Consider the following 20,316-nt stretch of genomic DNA (forward strand, 5'->3'; position numbering starts at 1 on the left):
TCGCATGCTTGGGTGCAGCGGGCGAAGAAAAGGGGGATTTAGCGTGGTAAAAGCATACAAACAAGCAGGGGTTGACATTGAGGCCGGCTATCAGGCGGTCGCCCTGATGAAACAGCATGTGCAGAAGACGATGCGTCCGGAAGTGTTAGGCGGGATCGGTGGGTTTGGCGGCTTGTTTGATTTATCGTCGCTTGACTACCGCCAGCCGGTGCTTGTTTCCGGTACGGATGGCGTCGGGACGAAGCTGAAATTGGCATTTTTGCTTGACCGACACAATACGATCGGCATTGACTGTGTGGCGATGTGCGTGAATGACATCGTTGTACAAGGGGCGGAACCGCTCTTTTTCCTTGATTATATCGCTTGCGGCAAGGCGGTGCCGGAAAAAATCGCTGCTATCGTCAAAGGGGTGGCTGACGGCTGCGTCGAAGCTGGCTGTGCCTTGATTGGCGGAGAAACGGCGGAAATGCCGGGAATGTATGCGGAAGACGAGTACGATTTAGCCGGGTTTGTTGTCGGCATTGCTGAAAAAGAACGGTTGGTGACGGGACAAACGATCCAAGCGGGGGATGTGTTGATTGGACTTCCGTCAAGCGGTCTGCATAGCAACGGCTACTCGCTGGTACGCCGTATCATTTTCGAACAAGCAAAGCTGTCGCTTGATGAGATTTATGAGCCGCTTGATGTTCCGCTTGGCGAGGAGCTACTAAAGCCGACACGCATTTATGCGAAACTGTTGCGTTCGGTGCTTGGACGATTTACGATCAAAGGGATGGCGCATATTACCGGTGGCGGGTTTATCGAAAACATTCCACGCATGTTGCCACAAGGGCTTGGCGTCCGCATTCAGCGCGGTTCGTGGCCGGTGCTGCCGATTTTTGACTTCCTGCGCGCCAAAGGCAACCTTGAGGAAGAAGAGATGTTTTCGGTATTTAATATGGGCATTGGCCTCGTGCTCGCTGTCAGCCCAGAAACAGCGGCGCCGCTTGTGCAATGGTTGGACGAACAAAACGAGCCGGCCTACATCATTGGAGAAGTGGTGGAAGGAGCAGGCGTGTCGTTTACCGGAGGGAACGAAGCATGAAGCGGTTGGCCGTGTTTGCTTCTGGAAGCGGAACGAATTTTCAGGCGATCGTCGATGCGGTGAAGCGCGGTGAGTTGCCGGCCGATCTTGCCCTTCTTGTGTGCGACCGTCCAGGTGCGAAGGTGATCGAACGAGCAGCACGCGAAAATGTGCCGACGTTCGTGTTTTCTCCAAAAGACTATCCGTCCAAAGCGGCGTTTGAGAGCGAGATTTTGCGTGAATTAAGCGAACGTCAAATTGAGTGGATCGCGTTAGCTGGCTATATGCGCTTAATTGGACCGACATTGCTTTCCGCTTATGAAGGGAAAATCGTCAACATTCATCCGTCGCTATTGCCGGCGTTTCCGGGTAAAGACGCCATTGGCCAAGCGTATCGGGCTGGCGTTTTGGAAACAGGCGTCACCATCCATTATGTTGATGAAGGGATGGACACCGGGCCGGTCATCGCCCAGCGCGCTGTCCCGATTGTACCCGGCGAACCGATCGAAGCGCTTGAGGCACGCATCCATGCGGTTGAACATGAGTTATACCCGGCGGTGTTGCGCATGCTGTTAGGGGAAACGGAACAACAAGAAGAAAGGATCGAGAAGAATGGCAGTCAAACGAGCATTAATCAGCGTGTCTAATAAAGAAGGGATCATTCCGTTTGCAAAACAACTAACCGAACTCGGCATCGAAATCATTTCGACTGGCGGGACGAAACGGGCACTCGAGGACGCTGGGATTTCGGTGATCTCGATTTCCAATGTCACCGGGTTTCCGGAAATTTTAGACGGGCGTGTGAAAACGTTGCATCCGGCCATTCATGGCGGTATTTTGGCGATTCGTAGCGATGAGCGCCATCAAGCAGCGCTAGCGGAGCATGGCATCCGCCCGATCGATTTGGTCGTCGTCAACTTGTACCCGTTCCAGCAAACGATCGCGAAACCGGACGTAACGCTTGCTGAGGCGATTGAGAATATCGATATTGGCGGTCCGACTATGGTGCGCGCGGCAGCGAAAAACTATGCCGATGTCGCCATCGTTGTCGATCCGGCTGATTACCCGACGATAATTGAGGAGCTGAAAACAAACGGATCGATCCAAGCGGAAACGCGGCAAAAATTGGCGGCGAAAGCGTTCCGCCATACGGCAGCGTATGATGCGATGATTGCCGAGTATTTGACCAATCTCACCGGAGAGGAGTACCCGGAAACGTTCACCGTCACCTACACGAAAAAGCAATCGTTGCGCTATGGCGAAAATCCGCATCAATCAGCGTCGTTTTATGCCAAACCGCTCGGTGCGGCTTTCTCGATTGCGCAAGCGAAACAGTTGCACGGAAAAGAGCTATCGTATAACAACATTAACGATGCCAATGCGGCCATCAACCTTGTTCGTGAGTTTCAGGAGCCAGCCGTAGCGGCGATCAAACATATGAATCCGTGCGGCGTTGGTGTCGGTGCGACGCTTCTTGAGGCGTTTACAAAAGCGTACGAGGCCGATCCGGTGTCCATTTTCGGTGGAATTATTGCGGTGAACCGTGAAGTGGACAAAGAAACGGCCGAGCGAATGCATGACATCTTTTTGGAAATCGTCATCGCTCCATCATTTAGTGACGAGGCGCTCGCCATTTTGACGAAAAAGAAAAATATCCGTCTGTTGACACTTGATTTTGCGGCGGCAGACGTCAAGGAAAAAACGCTTGTTTCGGTAAGCGGTGGCTTGCTCGTTCAAGATGCGGATACGTACACGCTTGAGGACGCTGAGTGGAATGTTGTCACGAAGCGCCAACCGACCGAAGCGGAATGCGAACAGCTTCGCTTTGCTTGGAACGTTGTGAAACATGTGAAATCCAACGCCATCGTGCTGGCGAAAAACGGCATGACCGTTGGCGTTGGCGCCGGGCAAATGAACCGGGTTGGCGCAGCGAAGATTGCGATTGAACAAGCGGGAGAGCAGGCGGCAGGCGCGGTGCTTGCATCAGACGCCTTTTTCCCGATGGACGACACTGTTGAAGCGGCAGCGAAAGCCGGCATTACGGCCATCATCCAGCCGGGCGGCTCGATTCGTGACGCTGATTCGATCCGCAAAGCAGATGAGTACGGCATTGCCATGGTGTTTACTGGTGTTCGCCATTTCAAACATTAAACGGCGGCAAAAAGGGGAGGAAGATGATGAACATTCTCGTAGTCGGACGCGGCGGGCGTGAGCATGCGATCGCCTGGAAGGTGGCGCAAAGCCCGCTTGCTGGCAAGCTGTATGCGGCGCCAGGCAACCCGGGCATCGGGGAAGTGGCGGAGTTGGTAAACATCGATGAACTCGATATTGATGCGCTCGTGCAGTTTGCGAAACAAAACGCGATTGATTTGACGATTGTCGGGCCGGAGGCGCCGCTTGCCGCCGGCATTGCCGACCGTTTTATGGCTGAGGGGCTGCGCATTTTTGGACCGAACCAAGCAGCGGCACTCATTGAAGGGAGCAAAGCGTTCGCGAAAGAGCTCATGAAAACATACGGCATTCCGACGGCGGAACATGCTACCTTTTCTTCGTACGAAGAAGCCAAAGCGTATATTGAGGAAAAAGGAGCGCCGATCGTCATTAAAGCGGACGGGTTGGCCGCTGGAAAAGGAGTCACTGTCGCCCAAACGGTGGAAGAGGCGCTTGCCGCAGCAAAAGCAGCACTGGTGGACGGGCAATTCGGCACAGCCGGCAGCCAAGTCGTGATCGAGGAGTATTTGGAAGGCGAAGAATTTTCATTTATGGCGTTCGTGAACGGTGAGAAGGTGTATCCTCTTGCTATTGCCCAAGACCATAAACGAGCCTATGACGGGGACGAAGGGCCAAACACTGGTGGAATGGGAGCCTATTCGCCAGTGCCGCAAATTTCCGCTGATATGGTTCAACGGGCGTTGGAGACGATTTTGCGTCCGACCGCCAAAGCGTTAGCTTCCGAAGGCCGGCCGTTTACCGGTGTGCTGTATGCCGGGTTGATTGCCACTGCGGAAGGACCGAAAGTGATCGAATTTAACGCCCGATTCGGTGACCCAGAGGCGCAAGTCGTGTTGCCGCGCCTAAAAACCGATTTGCTTGAAGCGATATTGGCGGTGATGGAAGGAAAAGAGCTGGAGTTGGAGTGGACGAATGAAGCAGTGCTTGGCGTCGTGCTGGCAGCTAAAGGTTATCCGGGTGCTTACGAGCGCGGAGTGGCCATCCGCGGACTTGACCGGCTCGCTCCGGATGCGTTGTTGTTCCATGCTGGTACGAAGCGGGAAGGCGGAACGCTCTATACAAACGGCGGCCGTGTCCTTTTGTTAGCAGCCAAAGGAGGAACGCTTGCTGAAGCAAAGGAAAAAGCGTACCAGCAGCTCGCGGCGATCGAATGTGATGGCCTGTTTTACCGCCGTGACATTGGCCGGCGCGCTATCGAACGCGCCTCCGCCGTAGATACACGTATGAAAGGGCGATAATACCGCCGATCAATGTTGCTAATACAAACGACATATCGGTCATATATTCAAGCAACATCATCATTCACTCCTTTGTATCGAAGGTGTCCCAACCAAACGTGGGACACCTTTTTTGATGAAACGAAGCGACTCAGCCGAGCGGGAACATAACGATTCGTTCAGCGTTGTTCGAACGGAGTTCTTTATGTCCCGACAGAGCTGGACGCCGATTTATGGTTATGTCGGATTGACGACGGTTTCTTTTTGTTCATTAAGCAGCCGCTCGCGCTGCATATTCTCGAACAAGGCTGTTACCGGACAAAACCGGGTAATCCCTTCGCCGACTTTCATGGCTCCAAGCAAGATGGCAAGCAAATACGATGTGCACCACGGCCGCCGGGCGAACCGAGCTGTCGCCCATGCGACGACAGTTAAGCCAAACGTAATGCGGATCAGCGCGTTCACAATGCCGATATTCGCCATTGGCATGTCCCTCCTCATATTTTTATTGTGAAAATCGCTTTCGTGCGTTAAAATGATTATATGGAACGATTAGGAAACAAGGGACGGGGTGTCAATGGGCGAACAACGCTACCGATGGAAGAGCAGTGAATTGCGCGAACAAGCAGCGGTGATTGATGGCAAACGATCGCCGACAAAAGTATTGGTGAACGCAACGTATTTGCATTCTTATTTCCGTGAATGGGTAAAAGGGAATATATGGATACATGGCGACCGTATTGTGTACGCCGGAGAGCGGCTTCCTGATCGCATCGATGAGTCATGCGAAATCATCGACTGCCGTGGGTATGTGCTCGTCCCCGGCTACATTGAGCCGCATGTTCATCCATTTCAATTATATAATCCCCATTCATTTGCACGTTATGCAGCAATGTACGGGACGACGACGCTGCTCAACGATAATTTATTTTTCCTTTTGCAGCTTGACGATGAAGAGGCGCTTTTATTTTTGCAAGAAATGAATGCGCTTCCAACATCCATGTATTGGTGGTGCCGATTTGACGGGCAAACGGAGCTAGAGCGCGAAGATGAGCAGATATCGAACGCCCGGATCAAACGGTGGTTGGATCAAGAAACGGTCCTTCAAGGCGGTGAGCTGACGTCATGGCCTAAGCTCGCAAGTGGCGACGATATCGTCCTTTACTGGATGCAAGAGGCGAAACGGCGGCGCCGTAAAATCGAGGGGCACTTTCCCGGTGCTTCAGAGAAAACGCTGGTGAAAATGGCGCTGTTTGGTGTAGACGGAGATCATGAGGCGATGACAGGAAAAGAAGTGCGTCTTCGCCTTTGGCACGGCTATACAGTCACGCTTCGCCATTCATCGATCCGTCCGGATTTGCCGGTGCTGCTTGAGGAAATGAAAGTGCTTGGCATTCGGTATTATGACAAGTGCTTATTGACGACCGACGGCTCGCCACCGGCCTTTTATGAAAACGGGGTAATGGATCAGCTGCTTCGCATCGTCATCGAGCATGGTGTGCCAGTTATCGATGCATACGCCATGGCGACGATTAATGCCGCCCGTCATTACGGCATTGAGCATCTTCACGGCAGCATCGCTACCGGCCGGATCGCGCACATCAACTTCTTGCGTTCGGCCCATGATCCAACGCCAGTACAGGTGCTCGCCAAGGGCGAATGGGTGAAGCGTGAAGGGGATTCGTCAGGCTCATGGCCGGCGCTGAAGTGGGAACAGTTTGGTATTCGTCCGCTTTCAGTGTCATGGGAGCTTGAATGGGACGATTTGCAATTTTCGATGCCGATGGGGTTGCGACTGGAAAATGCGGTGATTGTAAAGCCGTACTCCGTGTCGATTGATACGTCGCGCGACCGTTTAGGGCATGATCATGACGAATGCTTTTTAATGCTGCTTGACAGAAACGGCTGCTGGCGCGTCAACACAATGCTCAAAGGATTTTCATCAGCGCTCGGCGGGCTGGCGAGTTCGTATTCGAACACTGGCGATTTCATCTTAATTGGCAAACATAAAGAAGATATGATGCTTGCCTTCCGACGGATGAAGGATATCGGCGGCGGCATCGTACTCGTGGAGGACGGAAACGTTTTATTTGAGCTTCCGCTTCCGCTTAGCGGCATGACGTCTACCTTGGAGATGGAAACATTAATCAATGAGGAAAAGACATTTGTCCGCCTTTTGCGGGAGCGCGGGTATCATTTTGAGGATCCGGTATACTCGTTGTTCTTTTTACAGTCGACCCATTTGCCATACGTGCGCATCACCCAGCGCGGCATTTATGATGTCATGCACAAAACGGTACTCTTTCCTTCGATAATGCGGTAAAATAAAAAAGGAAAAGGTTGTGTGTCCATTGAAACATTGGCTGTTTGTCATCAGTTGCGCAGTGCTGTTACTAGGCGGCTGCACCGCCAAAAGCGAGCCGAAACCAACTGAACCGGCCAAGCCGAGTCCGGAGCAGCCATCCGAGTCTCCGGCAGAGGAGAAACAAATGTTTCCGCTGACCGGATTGCCAACGGAAGGAGATATCGATCAGCGGGTCGTCAGCGTGATGATCAACAACCATCCGAAGGCGCGTCCGCAGTCAGGCCTCCATCAGGCCGATATCGTATATGAGGTACTTGCCGAGGGGGACATCACCCGCTTTTTAGCGCTGTATCAAAGCGAGTTGCCTGAACGGGTTGGGCCGGTGCGGAGTGCACGTGAGTATTATATTGACTTGAGCGACGGCTACCATGCGCTTTACGTCTGCCACGGCTGGAGCCCGGAGGCAAAAGCGCGGCTCGAGCAGGGGAACACCGATTATTTGAACGGGCTGTTTTACGACGGAACACTGTTTCAGCGCGTCTCATTCCGCAAGGCGCCGCACAACTCATACATTACATTTGCCAACATTGAAAAAGGGGCCGAACAAAACGGATACGTATGGACAGATGATATTGACCCGTTGCTGTTTCGCGACGATGAGCCGAGCGGAGAGCAGGTCGAGACGGTTCGTATTACCTATTCACACCGTGCGTATGCCCAAGTGGAATACCGATATGCACCGGAACAAAAAGGGTATTACCGATACAGCGGTGGTGAGCAAACGGTGGATTACGATACACATGAACCCGTCGTGGTGCAAAACGTTATGATCATCGCCGCTCGCCATCAAGTGATCGACAGCTACGGACGACGTGACATTGATTTCACTTCCGGTGGTCAGGGCTACTTGTTACAAAACGGCGTTATGCAGCCGATCGAATGGAAAAACGTCGATGGTCGGCTGTTGCCGTACCGCGACGGGGTTCCGGTCGGATTCGTGCCAGGAAAGACATGGATTAACATCGTTCCCGAACTGACGATTGTGGAATCAAAATAACAAAAAGTTGGATCAGACTGAAAACAATGGGCGAGGAACACGTCCTGAGTCGGCTTTCGGTGAAAGAGACACGGCCGCCCGACGGAGGGGACGTCCTCGTCCCAATGCAAGGGAAATGTAATAATATCTCCTGTATGTTTATCATTTTCTGTCAATAAGAAGATGATTCGAACGTATAAAGTCATGTTTCTGCTAAACAAAACAATTGGAATGCGCAGATGTCGCCAGATGGGCATACAACTTTTGCTTTATCGGAGGAACAAAAACATTACCAACAAGGTAGAACGTTTCTTGGTGATGAGGACATTTGAAAACGAATGACCCGACTCAAACAAGCGAAGGAATGTGCATGGCTCCGTCAATATTCAAGCAACATGAGGAAGCAGGGCAGCAAAGATGCGGCGGCCGCCTACAAACACTTCTTTGGTAGGGGAGCGAAACATCCCAAATTCAAGAAGAAAAACAAACAAAGCAGCGGCTGATCAAGACACAGACATGATCACAAACAACCACGTCAAATGAGAGGAACAAATGTCTCCGAAGAAGTGAACGAACAAAAGTTCGCTTAGATTCGGTTGGCGAAACGAGAAAGAATTTCGCAATACGAATCCGCGAACAGTGTTTGATAGATTGAAGAGATTTTTACGATTAGCGTGGAAGAAACCTAATAAAACACACCAACCATGTAGCGATGGAATCAAAATGGATTTCACTGCAGGTAGCAATGGGAGGGTGTTTCCAAAGATCCATCAATCCACAAAGGCCAAAAAGAGTGAAAAACGAATGAAGCGATAGCAAAGGAAGCTGTCGCGGAAATATGAAAGATAAAATTCAACAAGAAGGAGGTGCAATCCGTTACAGAAAACCGAAACACATAAAAACCTGACTTCCTTGTTCAGAAAGAGCGAAGAAGGCGGAAACAGATCCGACACAATGCCATCCATGTTAGCGAAAGCTAAGCTAGCGTATGTGGTCATGGAAGAATGGAACATAAGCGGATGCTGGAAAACAAGAAGTTGTCGGTATCCATTTGGACAGGCATTCCATTAGTTCAAACGACCAAATGGATACAAGTGCGAATGGAACAGTATCCCTTTTCTGCTTGTCGGCTGCTTTGATCCGTCATCGAGAACATGCAGTCACTGCAGGGGTGTCAAAGTGAAGTAGTTTCTGTCTGAAAGAGTCTTTCGGTGCCATGATTGCGGATACGAAATCGACAAGGATTCAACGCAAATAGAAGCTGAAAAAATGAGTGGAATCGATCACTGAGCACCGAACGTGGGTTGATTCATGAGTGAGGAGTTGAAGCCTTCGGAGCGTCGCACCCACGAGAGTCGTTTCGGCAACATCGGGGTCATGAACAAGGAAGGAATAGAAGGGTTATACGTTTTCTGTAACGGAAACAAGCATGCAAATCGATAAACTGCGCGGCAAAGAGCTCGATCAACTGTTTAAAGCCATTTTGTCGCTGCGCGATATAGAGGAGTGCTACCGATTTTTCGATGATTTATGCACGGTGAATGAAATCCAAGCACTCGCTCAGCGCCTTGAGGTGGCGCGCATGTTGCGCGAAGGGTATACGTACCATAAAATCGAAACGGAAACCGGGGCGAGCACAGCGACGATTTCGCGCGTTAAGCGATGCCTCAATTACGGCAATGACGCGTACGCGATGGCACTTGACCGCATTAAAGAAGAAGAACGCCAGGCGGCTAACGAAGCATAACGCCTGGTGCTGCAAGGAGATTCCTTCCATCGGAAAAGGAACTCCTTTTCTTTTTGCGGATTTGTTATAATGGAACAATGGAGTAATGAGTGGAGGGATATTGTCATGGAAGAGATTCGCGCTTGGCGCCATGTGTTTAAACTAGACCCGAACAAGCCGATCGATGATGAGCGCCTTGAGCGCCTTTGTGAGTCTGGAACGGATGCTGTCATCGTTGGTGGAACGGATGGGGTGACGCTCGATGGTGTGCTCGATTTATTGGCTCGCATCCGTCGCTTCTCGGTGCCATGCGCGCTCGAAGTGACCGATATAGAAGCGTTGACGCCGGGATTTGATGCGTATCTCATCCCGATGGTGTTAAACAGTTGCCGTGTCGATTGGGTGATCAGCCGTCATCATGAGGCGGTGAAACAGTATGGCGATGTCATGAACTGGGATGAGATTTTCGCTGAGGGCTATTGCATTTTAAATGGAGAATGCAAAGCGGCAAAGCTGACAGAGGCTAATACAGCGCTCGATGACGATGATGTCGTGGCGTATGCTCGCCTCGCTGAGCATCTGTATAAGCTGCCGATCTTTTATCTTGAATATAGCGGTACGTACGGCAATCCGTCGTTAGTGGAAAAAGTGAAACGGGCGCTCAGCCGAACACAGCTCGTGTACGGCGGCGGCATCATGACGCCAGAACAAGCGGCCGAAATGGCTCGCTATGCCGATACGGTCGTCGTCGGCAACGCCGTTTACGATTCGTTTGAAAGCGCGTTGGCAACGGTGGAGGCGGTTAAGCGGATCGATGGCGAAAATGAGATCAGTGGTGTAAAATAGAACATATGTTTTATTGGTGGTGGAAACGATGAATTTTTTATCTGAAAAGTTGCTCGCTCATTTAAACAAGGAGCAGCAGGAGGCGGTCAAAACGACGGAAGGTCCGCTGCTCATTATGGCCGGGGCCGGGAGCGGGAAAACGCGTGTGTTGACACACCGAATCGCCTATTTAATGGCGGAAAAGCATGTTGCGCCGTGGAACATTTTGGCCATTACGTTTACGAACAAGGCGGCGCGCGAAATGCGAGAGCGTGTGCAGGCGCTCTTAGGTGGAGCGGCGGAAGACGTTTGGATTTCAACATTCCATTCGATGTGTGTCCGCATTTTACGCCGCGACATTGATCGCATCGGCATTAACCGCAATTTTTCGATCCTCGATCCAACCGACCAGCTTTCGGTGATCAAAGCAATTTTAAAAGAAAAGAACATCGATCCGAAAAAATTTGAGCCGCGGACGATTTTGGGCACGATTAGCGGGGCAAAAAACGATTTGCTCACGCCGGAGCAATTTGCGAAACGGGCGTCGACGTATTACGAAAAAATCGTCAGCGATGTGTATCAAGAATACCAGCAACGTCTTCTCCGCAATCATTCGCTTGACTTTGATGATTTGATCATGACGACGCTTCAGCTGTTTGACCGCGTGCCGGATGTGCTTCAATATTACCAATATAAATTCCAGTACATTCACATTGATGAGTATCAAGATACGAACCGTGCTCAATACACACTCGTGAAAAAACTTGCCGAACGGTTCCAAAACATTTGTGCCGTCGGAGACGCTGACCAGTCGATTTATCGGTGGCGCGGGGCAGATATCCAAAACATTTTATCGTTTGAGCGCGATTACCCGAACGCGAAAGTGATTTTACTCGAACAAAACTACCGTTCGACAAAGCGGATTTTACAAGCGGCGAACGAAGTGATCGAGCATAACGTCAACCGGAAGCCGAAACGGCTTTGGACAGAAAATCCGGAAGGGAAGCCAATCACCTATTACGAAGCGATGAACGAAGCAGATGAAGCGCAGTTTGTCGCTGGTCGCATTCAAGAGGCGATTGAGAGCGGGGCTCGCCGCTACAGTGATTTTGCGGTGTTATACCGCACGAACGCCCAGTCGCGTGTCATTGAGGAAATGTTGTTAAAAGCGAACATTCCGTACCAAATCGTCGGTGGCTTAAAGTTCTATGACCGGAAAGAAATTAAAGATATCCTTGCGTATTTGCGTGTCATTGCCAATCCGGATGACGATTTAAGTTTGCTTCGTATCATTAACGTGCCGAAGCGCGGCATTGGGGCCTCGACGATCGACAAACTCGTCCGCTATGCGGCTGAGCATGAGCTGTCGCTGTTTGAAGCGCTTGGGGAGCTCGAGATGATCGGCCTGAGCGCTAAGGCGACCGGGGCGCTCGCGGCGTTCCGCGGCCAGCTCGAGCAATGGACACAGCTGCAAGAATACGTCTCCGTTACCGAACTTGTTGAAGAAGTGCTCGACAAATCCGGCTATCGCGACATGCTGAAGGCGGAGCGGACGATTGAGGCACAAAGCCGCCTCGAGAACCTTGATGAGTTTCTATCGGTGACAAAGCATTTTGAAAACGCAAGTGATGATAAATCGCTCATCGCCTTTTTAACTGACTTGGCGCTTATCTCTGATTTGGACGAGCTAAACGGCAACGACCAAACGGAAGAGGGGGATGCGGTCGTTTTAATGACGCTTCACGCCGCCAAAGGGCTCGAGTTTCCGGTCGTCTTTTTGATTGGTATGGAGGAAGGCATCTTTCCACACAACCGTTCGCTCGATGACGAAGACGAGATGGAAGAAGAGCGACGGCTGGCGTACGTCGGCATCACCCGCGCGGAAGAAGAACTTGTGTTAACAAGCGCACAAATGCGGACGTTGTTTGGCAACATTCAAATGAACCCGCCGTCGCGCTTTTTAAATGAAATTCCGGCGCATTTGCTCGAGACGGTTTCACGCCGTCAAATGACCGCTTCACGTCCGGTCGTTTCACGCCCACAGGTAAACGGTGCTGTTGGGGTGTGGAAAGTTGGTGACCGGGCGAATCACCGGAAATGGGGAATCGGCACGGTCGTCAGTGTCCGTGGTGAAGGCGACGACCAAGAACTCGATATCGCTTTTCCGAGTCCGATCGGAATTAAGCGGCTGCTCGCTAAATTTGCGCCGATTGAGAAAGTGTAAGAAAGGAGAACGAGTGAACGTATGGACCGCCAACAAGCCAAACGGCGCGCGACCGAGCTGCGCGAGCTGTTAAACCGCTACGGGTATGAATATTATGTGCTCGACCGGCCGTCCGTCCCGGATGCGGAGTATGACCGGCTTATGCAAGAGCTCATCGCTATTGAAAAACAGTATCCGGAGCTCAAAACGAGCGATTCGCCGACTCAGCGAATCGGCGGCCCGCCGCTTGAGGCGTTTCGCAAGGTGACGCATCGCGTCCCGATGATGAGCTTAGCAAACGCGTTTAACGAAGGCGATTTGCGTGATTTTGACCGCCGCGTTCGTCAAGAAGTGGGAGAGGCGGCGTATGTGTGTGAATTGAAAATCGACGGTCTTGCCGTCTCAGTTCGTTATGAAGACGGCTATTTCGTCCAAGGAGCGACGCGTGGCGACGGAACGACAGGGGAGGACATTACAGAAAATTTGAAGACGATCCGCTCGCTGCCGCTGCGCCTCAACGAGCCGGTGTCGCTGGAGGCGCGCGGCGAGGCGTTCATGCCGAAAGCGTCATTTTTACGCTTGAATGAAGAGCGCCAAGCGCGTGGTGAAGAACTGTTTGCCAATCCGCGCAACGCCGCGGCCGGTTCGCTCCGCCAGCTCGATCCGAAAGTGGCAGCTTCGCGCCAGCTCGATCTGTTTGTCTACGGCTTAGCCAATGCTGAGGAGCTGGGCATTGAGTCACATAGCGCGGCGCTCAGCTATTTGCAGTCGCTCGGGTTCAAAGTGAACCCGGAGCGACGGCGCTGTGCCACGATTGATGAAGTGATCGCATTTGTCAACGAGTGGAAAGAGAAGCGGCCGCAACTGCCGTATGAGATCGACGGCATCGTCATTAAAGTCGATTCGTTTGCCCAACAGCGGCAGCTCGGGGCGACAGCGAAAAGCCCACGTTGGGCGATCGCCTACAAATTCCCAGCCGAAGAAGTGGTCACCACGCTCATCGGCATCGAGGTGAATGTGGGTCGCACCGGCGCTGTCACTCCGACGGCAATCTTAGAGCCGGTTCGTGTCGCCGGCACGACCGTGCAGCGCGCCACTCTTCATAACGAAGATTTTATTCGTGAGAAAGATATTCGCATCGGCGATGCCGTCATTATTAAAAAGGCGGGCGATATCATCCCGGAAGTCGTCGGTGTCGTCGTCGATCGGCGCGACGGGGACGAAGTGCCGTTTACAATGCCGACGCATTGTCCGGAATGTGAAAGCGAACTCGTTCGTCTTGACGGGGAAGTGGCGCTCCGTTGCTTAAACCCGAAATGCCCGGCTCAGCTGCGTGAACGGCTCATTCACTTTGCGTCAAGGTCGGCAATGAACATAGAAGGGTTAGGAGAAAAAGTTGTTACCCAACTGTTTAACGCTGGCCTTGTCCATGATGTCGCCGATTTGTACCAGTTGACGAAAGAACAGCTTGTCGGGCTAGAACGGATGGGTGAAAAGTCGGCAGCGAATTTGCTTGCAGCGATTGAAGCGTCAAAGCAAAACTCGCTTGAGCGGCTGTTATTCGGCCTTGGTATCCGTTATGTCGGGGCGAAGGCGGCCCAGCTGTTGGCCGAACATTTCGAAACGATGGAGCGTCTCGAGGCAGCGACAAAAGACGAATTGATGGCCGTGCCGGAGATCGGGGAAAAAATGGCCGACTCGATTACCACTTATTTTTCTCAACCGGAAGCGGTTGAGTTGTTGAATGAGCTGCGCACCTATGGTGTCAATATGGCATACAAAGGACGGAAACGGACGGCTGAAACGCCAGCCTCATCGGTGCTGGCCGGCAAAACGGTCGTCCTGACCGGCAAACTTGCGTCGATGTCACGAAATGAAGCGAAAGAACAAATCGAGCGGCTCGGCGGTCGTGTCACCGGCAGCGTCAGCCGCAGCACCGACATCGTCATCGCCGGTGAAGATGCCGGTTCAAAGCTCGATAAAGCTCAGCAGCTTGGCATTGAGATTTGGGATGAAACACGATTTTTGCAAGAGATAAGCAGGGAGGAACAATGAAACGAATCTCGATCATTAGCAGCTTGGTTGCCTGCCGTTGGATAAAGCGGGCCCGAAAGCGGCTCGCCGTCCTCGGGCTCGCCTCCTTCTGTTTGTTGTCTGCGTGTGCGCCAAAATTTGACCAAGGCGAAGAAGTTGTGCAAAACAAAGGAAGCAAAGAGCAAGAAGCCGTCATTCCGAAATACAACATTTCTGACTCGTATTACCGTGTTGTCTTGCCGTTTAAACCGTCTGGGGCGCGTGGACAGGTTGTCGGCGATTTAAATACGCGACTGGATGTCGATGAATTTGAAACGGGACTCATGCGCTTGGCCTCTGAACAATTCCCCACGGACGATTACTTGTTCCAAGAGGGGCAATATTTGGACGGTAAAACGGTGAACAAGTGGCTCGAACGTAAGCGGACGAGCAACCAGCTAAAAGAAGAAAAAATGAAACCGGAAGACAACATCGGCTTAAACCCGCCGATTAGCGATACCGGAACGAACGAGCAAAAAAATAAACAAAGTCCGATTTATTTGGCGAGCATTTTGGAGCACGACTATTTGGTAAAAGTGGACAACGATAAGGTGAAACTCGGCGGTGTTGCCATTGGATTGGCGCTCAACTCCGTTCACTATTACTCGACCGAGCAAGGCTACCCACGCGAGGTGAAAATCAAAGATGATGTCATTGAACGGGAAGGAAAACAGATTGCCGCCGAGGTGCTAAAACGGCTGCGAAATATAAAAGGACTCGGCAGTGTACCGATCACGATTGCTTTATACAAGCAAGCACCGCGCTCGTCCGTTACTCCAGGACATTTTTTCGCTGTCACTCATGTGGATGAAGGGAGCAACACGATTGACAAGTGGGAAGCGGTGAACGAGGAATATTACTTATTCCCGTCCGATGAAGCGGAAAAAAATCACCGCGACGACTGGCTGAAATTCAATAATTTTAAATCAGACGTTGAGGACTTTTTCCCGAATTACACCGGCATCGTCGGCAAAGGGCTGTATGTCAACGATCAGCTCCAGAAGCTGACGATCAACATAACGATTCCGTTTTATGGTAAAATGGAAGTGATCGGTTTTACGCAATATGTCACCGGCTTAGTAATGGAGAAGTTCCCGGATTACATCACTGTCAACGTTTACATCTCTTCAACCGGCCAGCCAGAAAGTCTTATTGTACGTCAAGCGAAAGTAAACGAGCCGTTTGTGCATATTTATCGATGACGAACCAACCAGGGCACGACATCCTCTCCAGATCAGCTGGGGAGGATGTTTTGTTCATGTGAAGTTTTCGGATGATTGCTCAGGAACAGGGTGTGGCTTATTTAGCCGATAAACGATTCGAAACGGCTAAGGGGCTTTAGGTATGTGGGAATGGCTGAGCGGTATCATGCAACGGTTCTGTTCCATCACGGTGTGATCCAATCCCGTCGCTTACCGATTGCGACGAATATGGGAGAAATTAGTGGGATTGGCACTTGGTTGGATGGATGACCAATTGGTAAAATGATGGTTAGAAGACGGTTTTTGGCATTGGAAGGCAACAGCTGCCTTTGTCATGCTTGTGTCAAAAAGGGGCGATCGCTTGTCCCGAAAATACGCGGGTAAAGGTGTGGATATAAAATGAAAGCAATTTGTGTATTTTGTGGATCAAGCTATGGACAGAACAGCAAATATAAAGAAGCAGCGCAGGAGCTTGGGATGTTTTTAGCTCGCCGCGGCATTACGCTGATTTACGGCGGAGGAAAGGCTGGGCTGATGGGAGAGGTGGCCGAGGCAGTGCTAGGCCATCAAGGGCATGTCGTCGGGATCATTCCACAGTTTTTGAAAGATCGAGAAGTAGCTCATGATCGGTTGAGCGAGTTGGTCGTCGTCGATACAATGCATACGCGCAAGGCGAAAATGAACGAAGCAGCCGACGGGTTTATCGCCCTGCCTGGAGGATATGGAACGTACGAAGAGCTGTTTGAAGTACTGTCGTGGTCTCGCGTCGGCCTTCACCAAAAACCGATCGGCCTGCTCAATGTGGACGGCTTTTTTGACCCGCTCCTCGACTTGCTTCGGCACACGGTTCAACAAGGATTTGCCGCCCCACAAGATCTCGAGCTGATCGTGAGTGCCGGGGATGTTCCGACGCTATATGAGCGGATGAGCATGTTCCGCCATCGTCGTGGGCAGCGATGATGGCGGGGTGGTTTGCCGCTAAGTCTTTAAGCCGGCGAATTGTTTACTTCATATGCGGCGCAGATGCCGGATTCAATGGCTCCTTGAATCCAGCCATGGTGCGTGGAAGTATGTTCCCCAGCAAAATGAACCCTTCCTTCGGGGGTAGCAATATAGGGGGAAATCTCTGTTATTTGATTCGGCTTCATCAGTGTAAAGGCGCCGCCCGAGTATGGATAGCGTACCCAGCTATGACTTGTTCCGGTTTCAAATTCGCGGTACACTTGTTCACCATAGAGGACGGCTAAGTTTTTTAACGTGTATTCGAGCCGCTCTTCAGCGCTTAAGCTGTCCCACGGGATCGTGTCGTCTTCCCACGTATAGCTGGCCAATACGACGCCTGGTCCAGTCGTGCCGATGCCTTGGCTTGGATATTGGGTGTAGCGAATTGGCAAATCGGACACTGTTCGTCCCCCGAACAAGCCTTCTTTTTCCCAAAAACGTGTTTTAAACTGGATGCCGGTTTTCGTTGAACCGACATAATGAAGTTCGCGAATGGCTTTTCGTTTATTCTCGGAAAACGAATGGCGTGGTTCAATGTCGACAAATTGCAAAATCGAAAACGGGATGGTGACGATCACTCGATCGGCTGTGATTTGAAATGGCTGAAGAATTTTTGTATGGATCGCATGAATGGTGACACTGTTTTTGTTTTGGACAATTTTTTGCACTTTATGGCTAAAGAGCAGCTCATCCTTCAGTTGCGGCAAAAAGGCCTTTGGAAGCCGATCGTTGCCGCCAACAATTTTATAAAAGCGCATGTTCGGTGTAAACAATGTCATCAGTTCGCGCAACAGCCCAAGAAACGACAATTCCGGGAATCCTTCGAGCGAGAGGACCGCTTTGATCATATCGATAGCACCTACCGATAGCCTTAGGCCGAACGGGTTGTAACGCAAATAGGTGTCAAACGAGTAGCGGTCGAGCTGTTCGATGACAATCGGCCAATGTTTCTCTGGGTTTTGTTCAATGAATTGAATGACTGGGCGAACCGCCATTTGCAATAGTTCGGAAGCCGTTTTGCCTCGTTCATAGGAAGCGATGGGAAAGCCAAAGAGGTCGGGATGTCGTTCGTATTCGCTAAGGCGCGCTTTGATACCGCGAAAATACAAAATGTCGCGCGGAGTGCTGTTGACAAAAGGGTGGATCGGCAAGTTGAACTTTTGGATGTATTCCAACGTCAAGCGGTGGGTGTGTGGAATGCGCATCGCGCCCGCTTCGAAATACTGGTCATCGCGAAAGTCGGATCGGATCGTGTAGATTCGGCCGCCGACCCGCTCAGATGCCTCAAGAATGGTGACGCGATGGCCCGCCTGTTTCAGCAGTGATGCCGCCACAAGCCCGGCCATGCCAGCACCGATAACGACGATCTTTTTCGGTATGGATGTTTTCTTTAACCCGTTTCGAATAATCGAGATCATCGTCTCCATGGGCAGTCTCGGAGAAATATAGGGATGCGCCACGTGTCAATCCCCCTTTGCCATTTTCACTACATTTGGATGAAACTACGGTTATTCCATCCTATTCAGCAGCAAAGGGGGATATGTGAAAAGCATCTGTCACGATTCAGAAACGATATACGTCCCTCCAGCTAGCTCGAAGCGGCGCCTTGGCTGAATGCCGGCGATCCGACATAAAAATGGCCTTGTTGACGGGCGATCGTCGGCTTTGTAAAAGCGGAGAGCGATGCCGCCAACGGTTAGCTCCGCATATGTTCCCTCTTCATCGTGCCTAACCTCGGGTACCGGCAAGCCAAACAGCCGGCGGTAGCCGTCGATGGCGCGATCGAGATCGAGCGTATAGAGGCTAATCGACGACAAAGAAGGGGAACCGATCGGGTGGCGCATCAGCGGCGCCAATTCATTCATCCGCATGTCGTCGCTGTCGCCCCATTCGATGAAAAACGGGTAACGGAACGCGCCGCCTGTGTCGTCTTCAAGAAACAGCATTGACCACGTGAGCAACTTGCCGTCATCGCGCTGGCGACTGCCAGGGAACGGCCCGATTGGGGTGAATCCTTTGTTCCGTAGCTGCTTTGCCAATGATTCGATATCGTTCGTCCGGAACGCTAATTGAGAAAAGCCACTTCCCTCTTGGCTGTCGGCGACAAGCTGGGTGATGAGCGGATTTCCGCATGTGTTCGCCGTCTGCATGTCAGCGATGCCGATCCATTCAATGTAGCAGAGCGGCTTGAAATAGCACAATGCGTTATACGTTCCCCATGACAAATGGCGGCCGCCATGGGAGGCCGTAAACCCTAATTGCTCAAACGCTGCTTTCGCTTGTTCGGGGCGCTCGGTTAAATGAACGAGATGGTCAAACGCGATATTCATGGCATTGGGCTCCTTTCCTATATGAAAATGGATCAGTAGGACAGCACTTCTTTTCGTTTGACAGATGATGCATTCGTTATCGACCGTACGGTGGGCGATGAAATCTAAGTCCAACTGGATGTCTTCGATTTGAGGCCAATGATTCGGCACGGGAATCTATGTTTTGTTCGAGGTGGTTTCTAAACCGAGAAGGTTCCCACCTTCACGCATGAGCACAAGTGGAAGATGAATCGGAGCCTTTCACCAAGCGTGGAACGTATAAGGATGTCTTGGTTGACAGCCTGCTGTGGCGAGCATTCTCAAGCATCTCCCATCTTTAAGTGTAAACGTAGGTGGGAGAGTGTTCAATTCTAATGAAGCGCTTTCTCGTAAGGCGATGTGCATCAGCTGCAAGAGCATCGGTTCCCTCTTGGCGATGAAGAAAGGGCGGAAACGATGCTGTGCCATTCTTTTCCCCAGCGTGAAGCAAACCTTGGTGTTGACGCCGTTATTATTCCAAGCGGATCTCTTGTTGTTTCTCACGCATTTCTGACTGTTCCGGCTGAATGGCGATTTATTGCCGCTCGAGTTGTTTTTGTTGATAAACTGACGCAATGGGACGTCCATCGTGTTCAGGCTGTCGAGCGCTTAGGCAAAAGCGATGTTTCGTTCATCGTTACAAGTTCCTTTTTATCAGTTATGGCGTATATGTTCGTGTATGTCCCATTGACAACCACTCAAATTGGTCCGGAATGTTGCTTTATTTCCTTAAATTTTGGTATCATCATAGTATTGTGGAAGGTCGACCATGTCGGAGGTGAATACGATGTCGCGAATTTCGATTGAACAAGTAAAACATGTCGCGGATTTAGCGCGGTTAGCGATGACGGATGAGGAGGCAGAACTGTTTACGAAACAGCTTGACGCCATCATTACATTTGCCGAGCAGTTGAATGAGCTGGATACGGAAAATGTACCGCCGACATCGCACGTGCTCGATATGAGAAACGTGATGCGCGAAGATGAGCCGGAGCCTGGACTGCCGCGCGAAGAAGTGTTGAAAAACGCGCCGGATCAGCAAGACGGCCAATTCCGTGTACCAGCCATTTTAGAGTAAGGAGGG

18 protein-coding genes are annotated in these 20,316 nt (G+C 51.3%); 14 read left to right on the plus strand and 4 right to left on the minus strand.

The genetic code is table 11. The features are described 5' to 3' along the window. Positions 1-43: 43 nt before the first annotated feature. The 4 genes from purM to purD are packed head-to-tail and all read left to right on the plus strand — an operon-like array spanning position 44 to position 4,533. Positions 44-1,084, plus strand: a complete 1,041-nt coding sequence (purM, locus tag NSQ22_RS01610) for a phosphoribosylformylglycinamidine cyclo-ligase (protein ID WP_011886685.1) — start codon at positions 44-46, stop codon at positions 1,082-1,084. Beyond that, positions 1,081-1,710 (plus strand): phosphoribosylglycinamide formyltransferase, encoded by a 630-nt coding sequence (purN, locus tag NSQ22_RS01615; protein ID WP_008881460.1) that lies wholly within the window; start codon positions 1,081-1,083, stop codon positions 1,708-1,710. The genes purM and purN overlap by 4 nt, the downstream gene beginning before the upstream one ends. Further along, positions 1,676-3,214 (plus strand): bifunctional phosphoribosylaminoimidazolecarboxamide formyltransferase/IMP cyclohydrolase, encoded by a 1,539-nt coding sequence (gene purH, locus NSQ22_RS01620; protein WP_029761597.1) that lies wholly within the window; start codon positions 1,676-1,678, stop codon positions 3,212-3,214. The genes purN and purH overlap by 35 nt, the downstream gene beginning before the upstream one ends. 26 nt (positions 3,215-3,240) lie before the next feature. After that, on the plus strand, positions 3,241-4,533 hold the full coding sequence (purD, locus tag NSQ22_RS01625; RefSeq protein ID WP_008881458.1) for a phosphoribosylamine--glycine ligase: 1,293 nt from the start codon (positions 3,241-3,243) through the stop codon (positions 4,531-4,533). On the opposite strand, the gene NSQ22_RS01630 is transcribed toward purD, so the two are convergent. Both NSQ22_RS01630 and NSQ22_RS01635 read right to left on the minus strand, forming a co-directional pair. Next, positions 4,487-4,597 carry an EYxxD motif small membrane protein gene (locus NSQ22_RS01630; protein ID WP_327997266.1) on the minus strand — a complete coding sequence of 37 codons (111 nt, stop codon included), beginning with the start codon at positions 4,595-4,597 and terminating at the stop codon, positions 4,487-4,489. The two genes, purD and NSQ22_RS01630, sit on opposite strands and share 47 nt — an antisense overlap. Before the next feature lie 152 nt (positions 4,598-4,749). Then, entirely contained in the window at positions 4,750-4,995 is a 246-nt protein-coding gene (locus NSQ22_RS01635; protein ID WP_008881456.1) for a DUF2892 domain-containing protein, read from the minus strand. A gap of 94 nt (positions 4,996-5,089) precedes the next feature. Between NSQ22_RS01635 and NSQ22_RS01640 the strand changes: the two genes are divergently transcribed. From NSQ22_RS01640 to NSQ22_RS01675, 8 genes are all read left to right on the plus strand, one after another. Further along, positions 5,090-6,835 (plus strand): adenine deaminase C-terminal domain-containing protein, encoded by a 1,746-nt coding sequence (locus NSQ22_RS01640; RefSeq protein ID WP_339264073.1) that lies wholly within the window; start codon positions 5,090-5,092, stop codon positions 6,833-6,835. A 28-nt stretch (positions 6,836-6,863) separates the two neighbouring features. Then, positions 6,864-7,874 carry a DUF3048 domain-containing protein gene (locus NSQ22_RS01645; protein ID WP_232724452.1) on the plus strand — a complete coding sequence of 337 codons (1,011 nt, stop codon included), beginning with the start codon at positions 6,864-6,866 and terminating at the stop codon, positions 7,872-7,874. A 1,408-nt stretch (positions 7,875-9,282) separates the two neighbouring features. Continuing rightward, a complete protein-coding gene (locus NSQ22_RS01650) occupies positions 9,283-9,600 on the plus strand; it encodes a YerC/YecD family TrpR-related protein (protein ID WP_008881453.1) in 318 nt (105 codons plus the stop codon). Between the two features lie 105 nt (positions 9,601-9,705). Beyond that, the gene (locus NSQ22_RS01655; RefSeq protein WP_327992780.1) at positions 9,706-10,425 is read left to right on the plus strand and encodes a heptaprenylglyceryl phosphate synthase; all 720 of its coding nucleotides are present in this window, start codon (positions 9,706-9,708) and stop codon (positions 10,423-10,425) included. A 28-nt stretch (positions 10,426-10,453) separates the two neighbouring features. Then, positions 10,454-12,628 carry a DNA helicase PcrA gene (pcrA, locus tag NSQ22_RS01660; RefSeq protein WP_008881451.1) on the plus strand — a complete coding sequence of 725 codons (2,175 nt, stop codon included), beginning with the start codon at positions 10,454-10,456 and terminating at the stop codon, positions 12,626-12,628. A 21-nt stretch (positions 12,629-12,649) separates the two neighbouring features. Next, positions 12,650-14,662 carry an NAD-dependent DNA ligase LigA gene (gene ligA / locus NSQ22_RS01665; RefSeq protein WP_008881450.1) on the plus strand — a complete coding sequence of 671 codons (2,013 nt, stop codon included), beginning with the start codon at positions 12,650-12,652 and terminating at the stop codon, positions 14,660-14,662. Continuing rightward, entirely contained in the window at positions 14,659-15,882 is a 1,224-nt protein-coding gene (locus NSQ22_RS01670; protein ID WP_011886692.1) for a CamS family sex pheromone protein, read from the plus strand. Before ligA ends, NSQ22_RS01670 begins: the two co-directional genes overlap by 4 nt. Before the next feature lie 399 nt (positions 15,883-16,281). After that, entirely contained in the window at positions 16,282-16,842 is a 561-nt protein-coding gene (locus NSQ22_RS01675) for a TIGR00730 family Rossman fold protein (protein ID WP_011886693.1), read from the plus strand. Positions 16,843-16,868: 26 nt separating this feature from the next. Here NSQ22_RS01675 and NSQ22_RS01680 read toward each other — a convergent pair whose 3' ends face one another. Further along, entirely contained in the window at positions 16,869-18,311 is a 1,443-nt protein-coding gene (locus tag NSQ22_RS01680) for a flavin monoamine oxidase family protein (protein ID WP_011886694.1), read from the minus strand. 129 nt (positions 18,312-18,440) lie between these two features. Further along, entirely contained in the window at positions 18,441-19,214 is a 774-nt protein-coding gene (locus NSQ22_RS01685) for a VOC family protein (protein ID WP_327987893.1), read from the minus strand. Between the two features lie 435 nt (positions 19,215-19,649). Here NSQ22_RS01685 and NSQ22_RS01690 point away from each other — a divergent pair, with 435 nt between their 5' ends. Further along, complete coding sequence (locus NSQ22_RS01690; protein WP_081157377.1) at positions 19,650-20,039, plus strand: hypothetical protein; 390 nt, start codon at positions 19,650-19,652, stop codon at positions 20,037-20,039. Then, a complete protein-coding gene (gatC, locus tag NSQ22_RS01695; protein WP_008881445.1) occupies positions 20,020-20,310 on the plus strand; it encodes an Asp-tRNA(Asn)/Glu-tRNA(Gln) amidotransferase subunit GatC in 291 nt (96 codons plus the stop codon). The genes NSQ22_RS01690 and gatC overlap by 20 nt, the downstream gene beginning before the upstream one ends. The last annotated feature ends 6 nt before the right edge of the window (positions 20,311-20,316 follow it).

This window comes from Geobacillus sp. FSL K6-3411 (genome assembly GCF_037965715.1).
GTDB classification, from domain to species: domain Bacteria; phylum Bacillota; class Bacilli; order Bacillales; family Anoxybacillaceae; genus Geobacillus; species Geobacillus thermodenitrificans.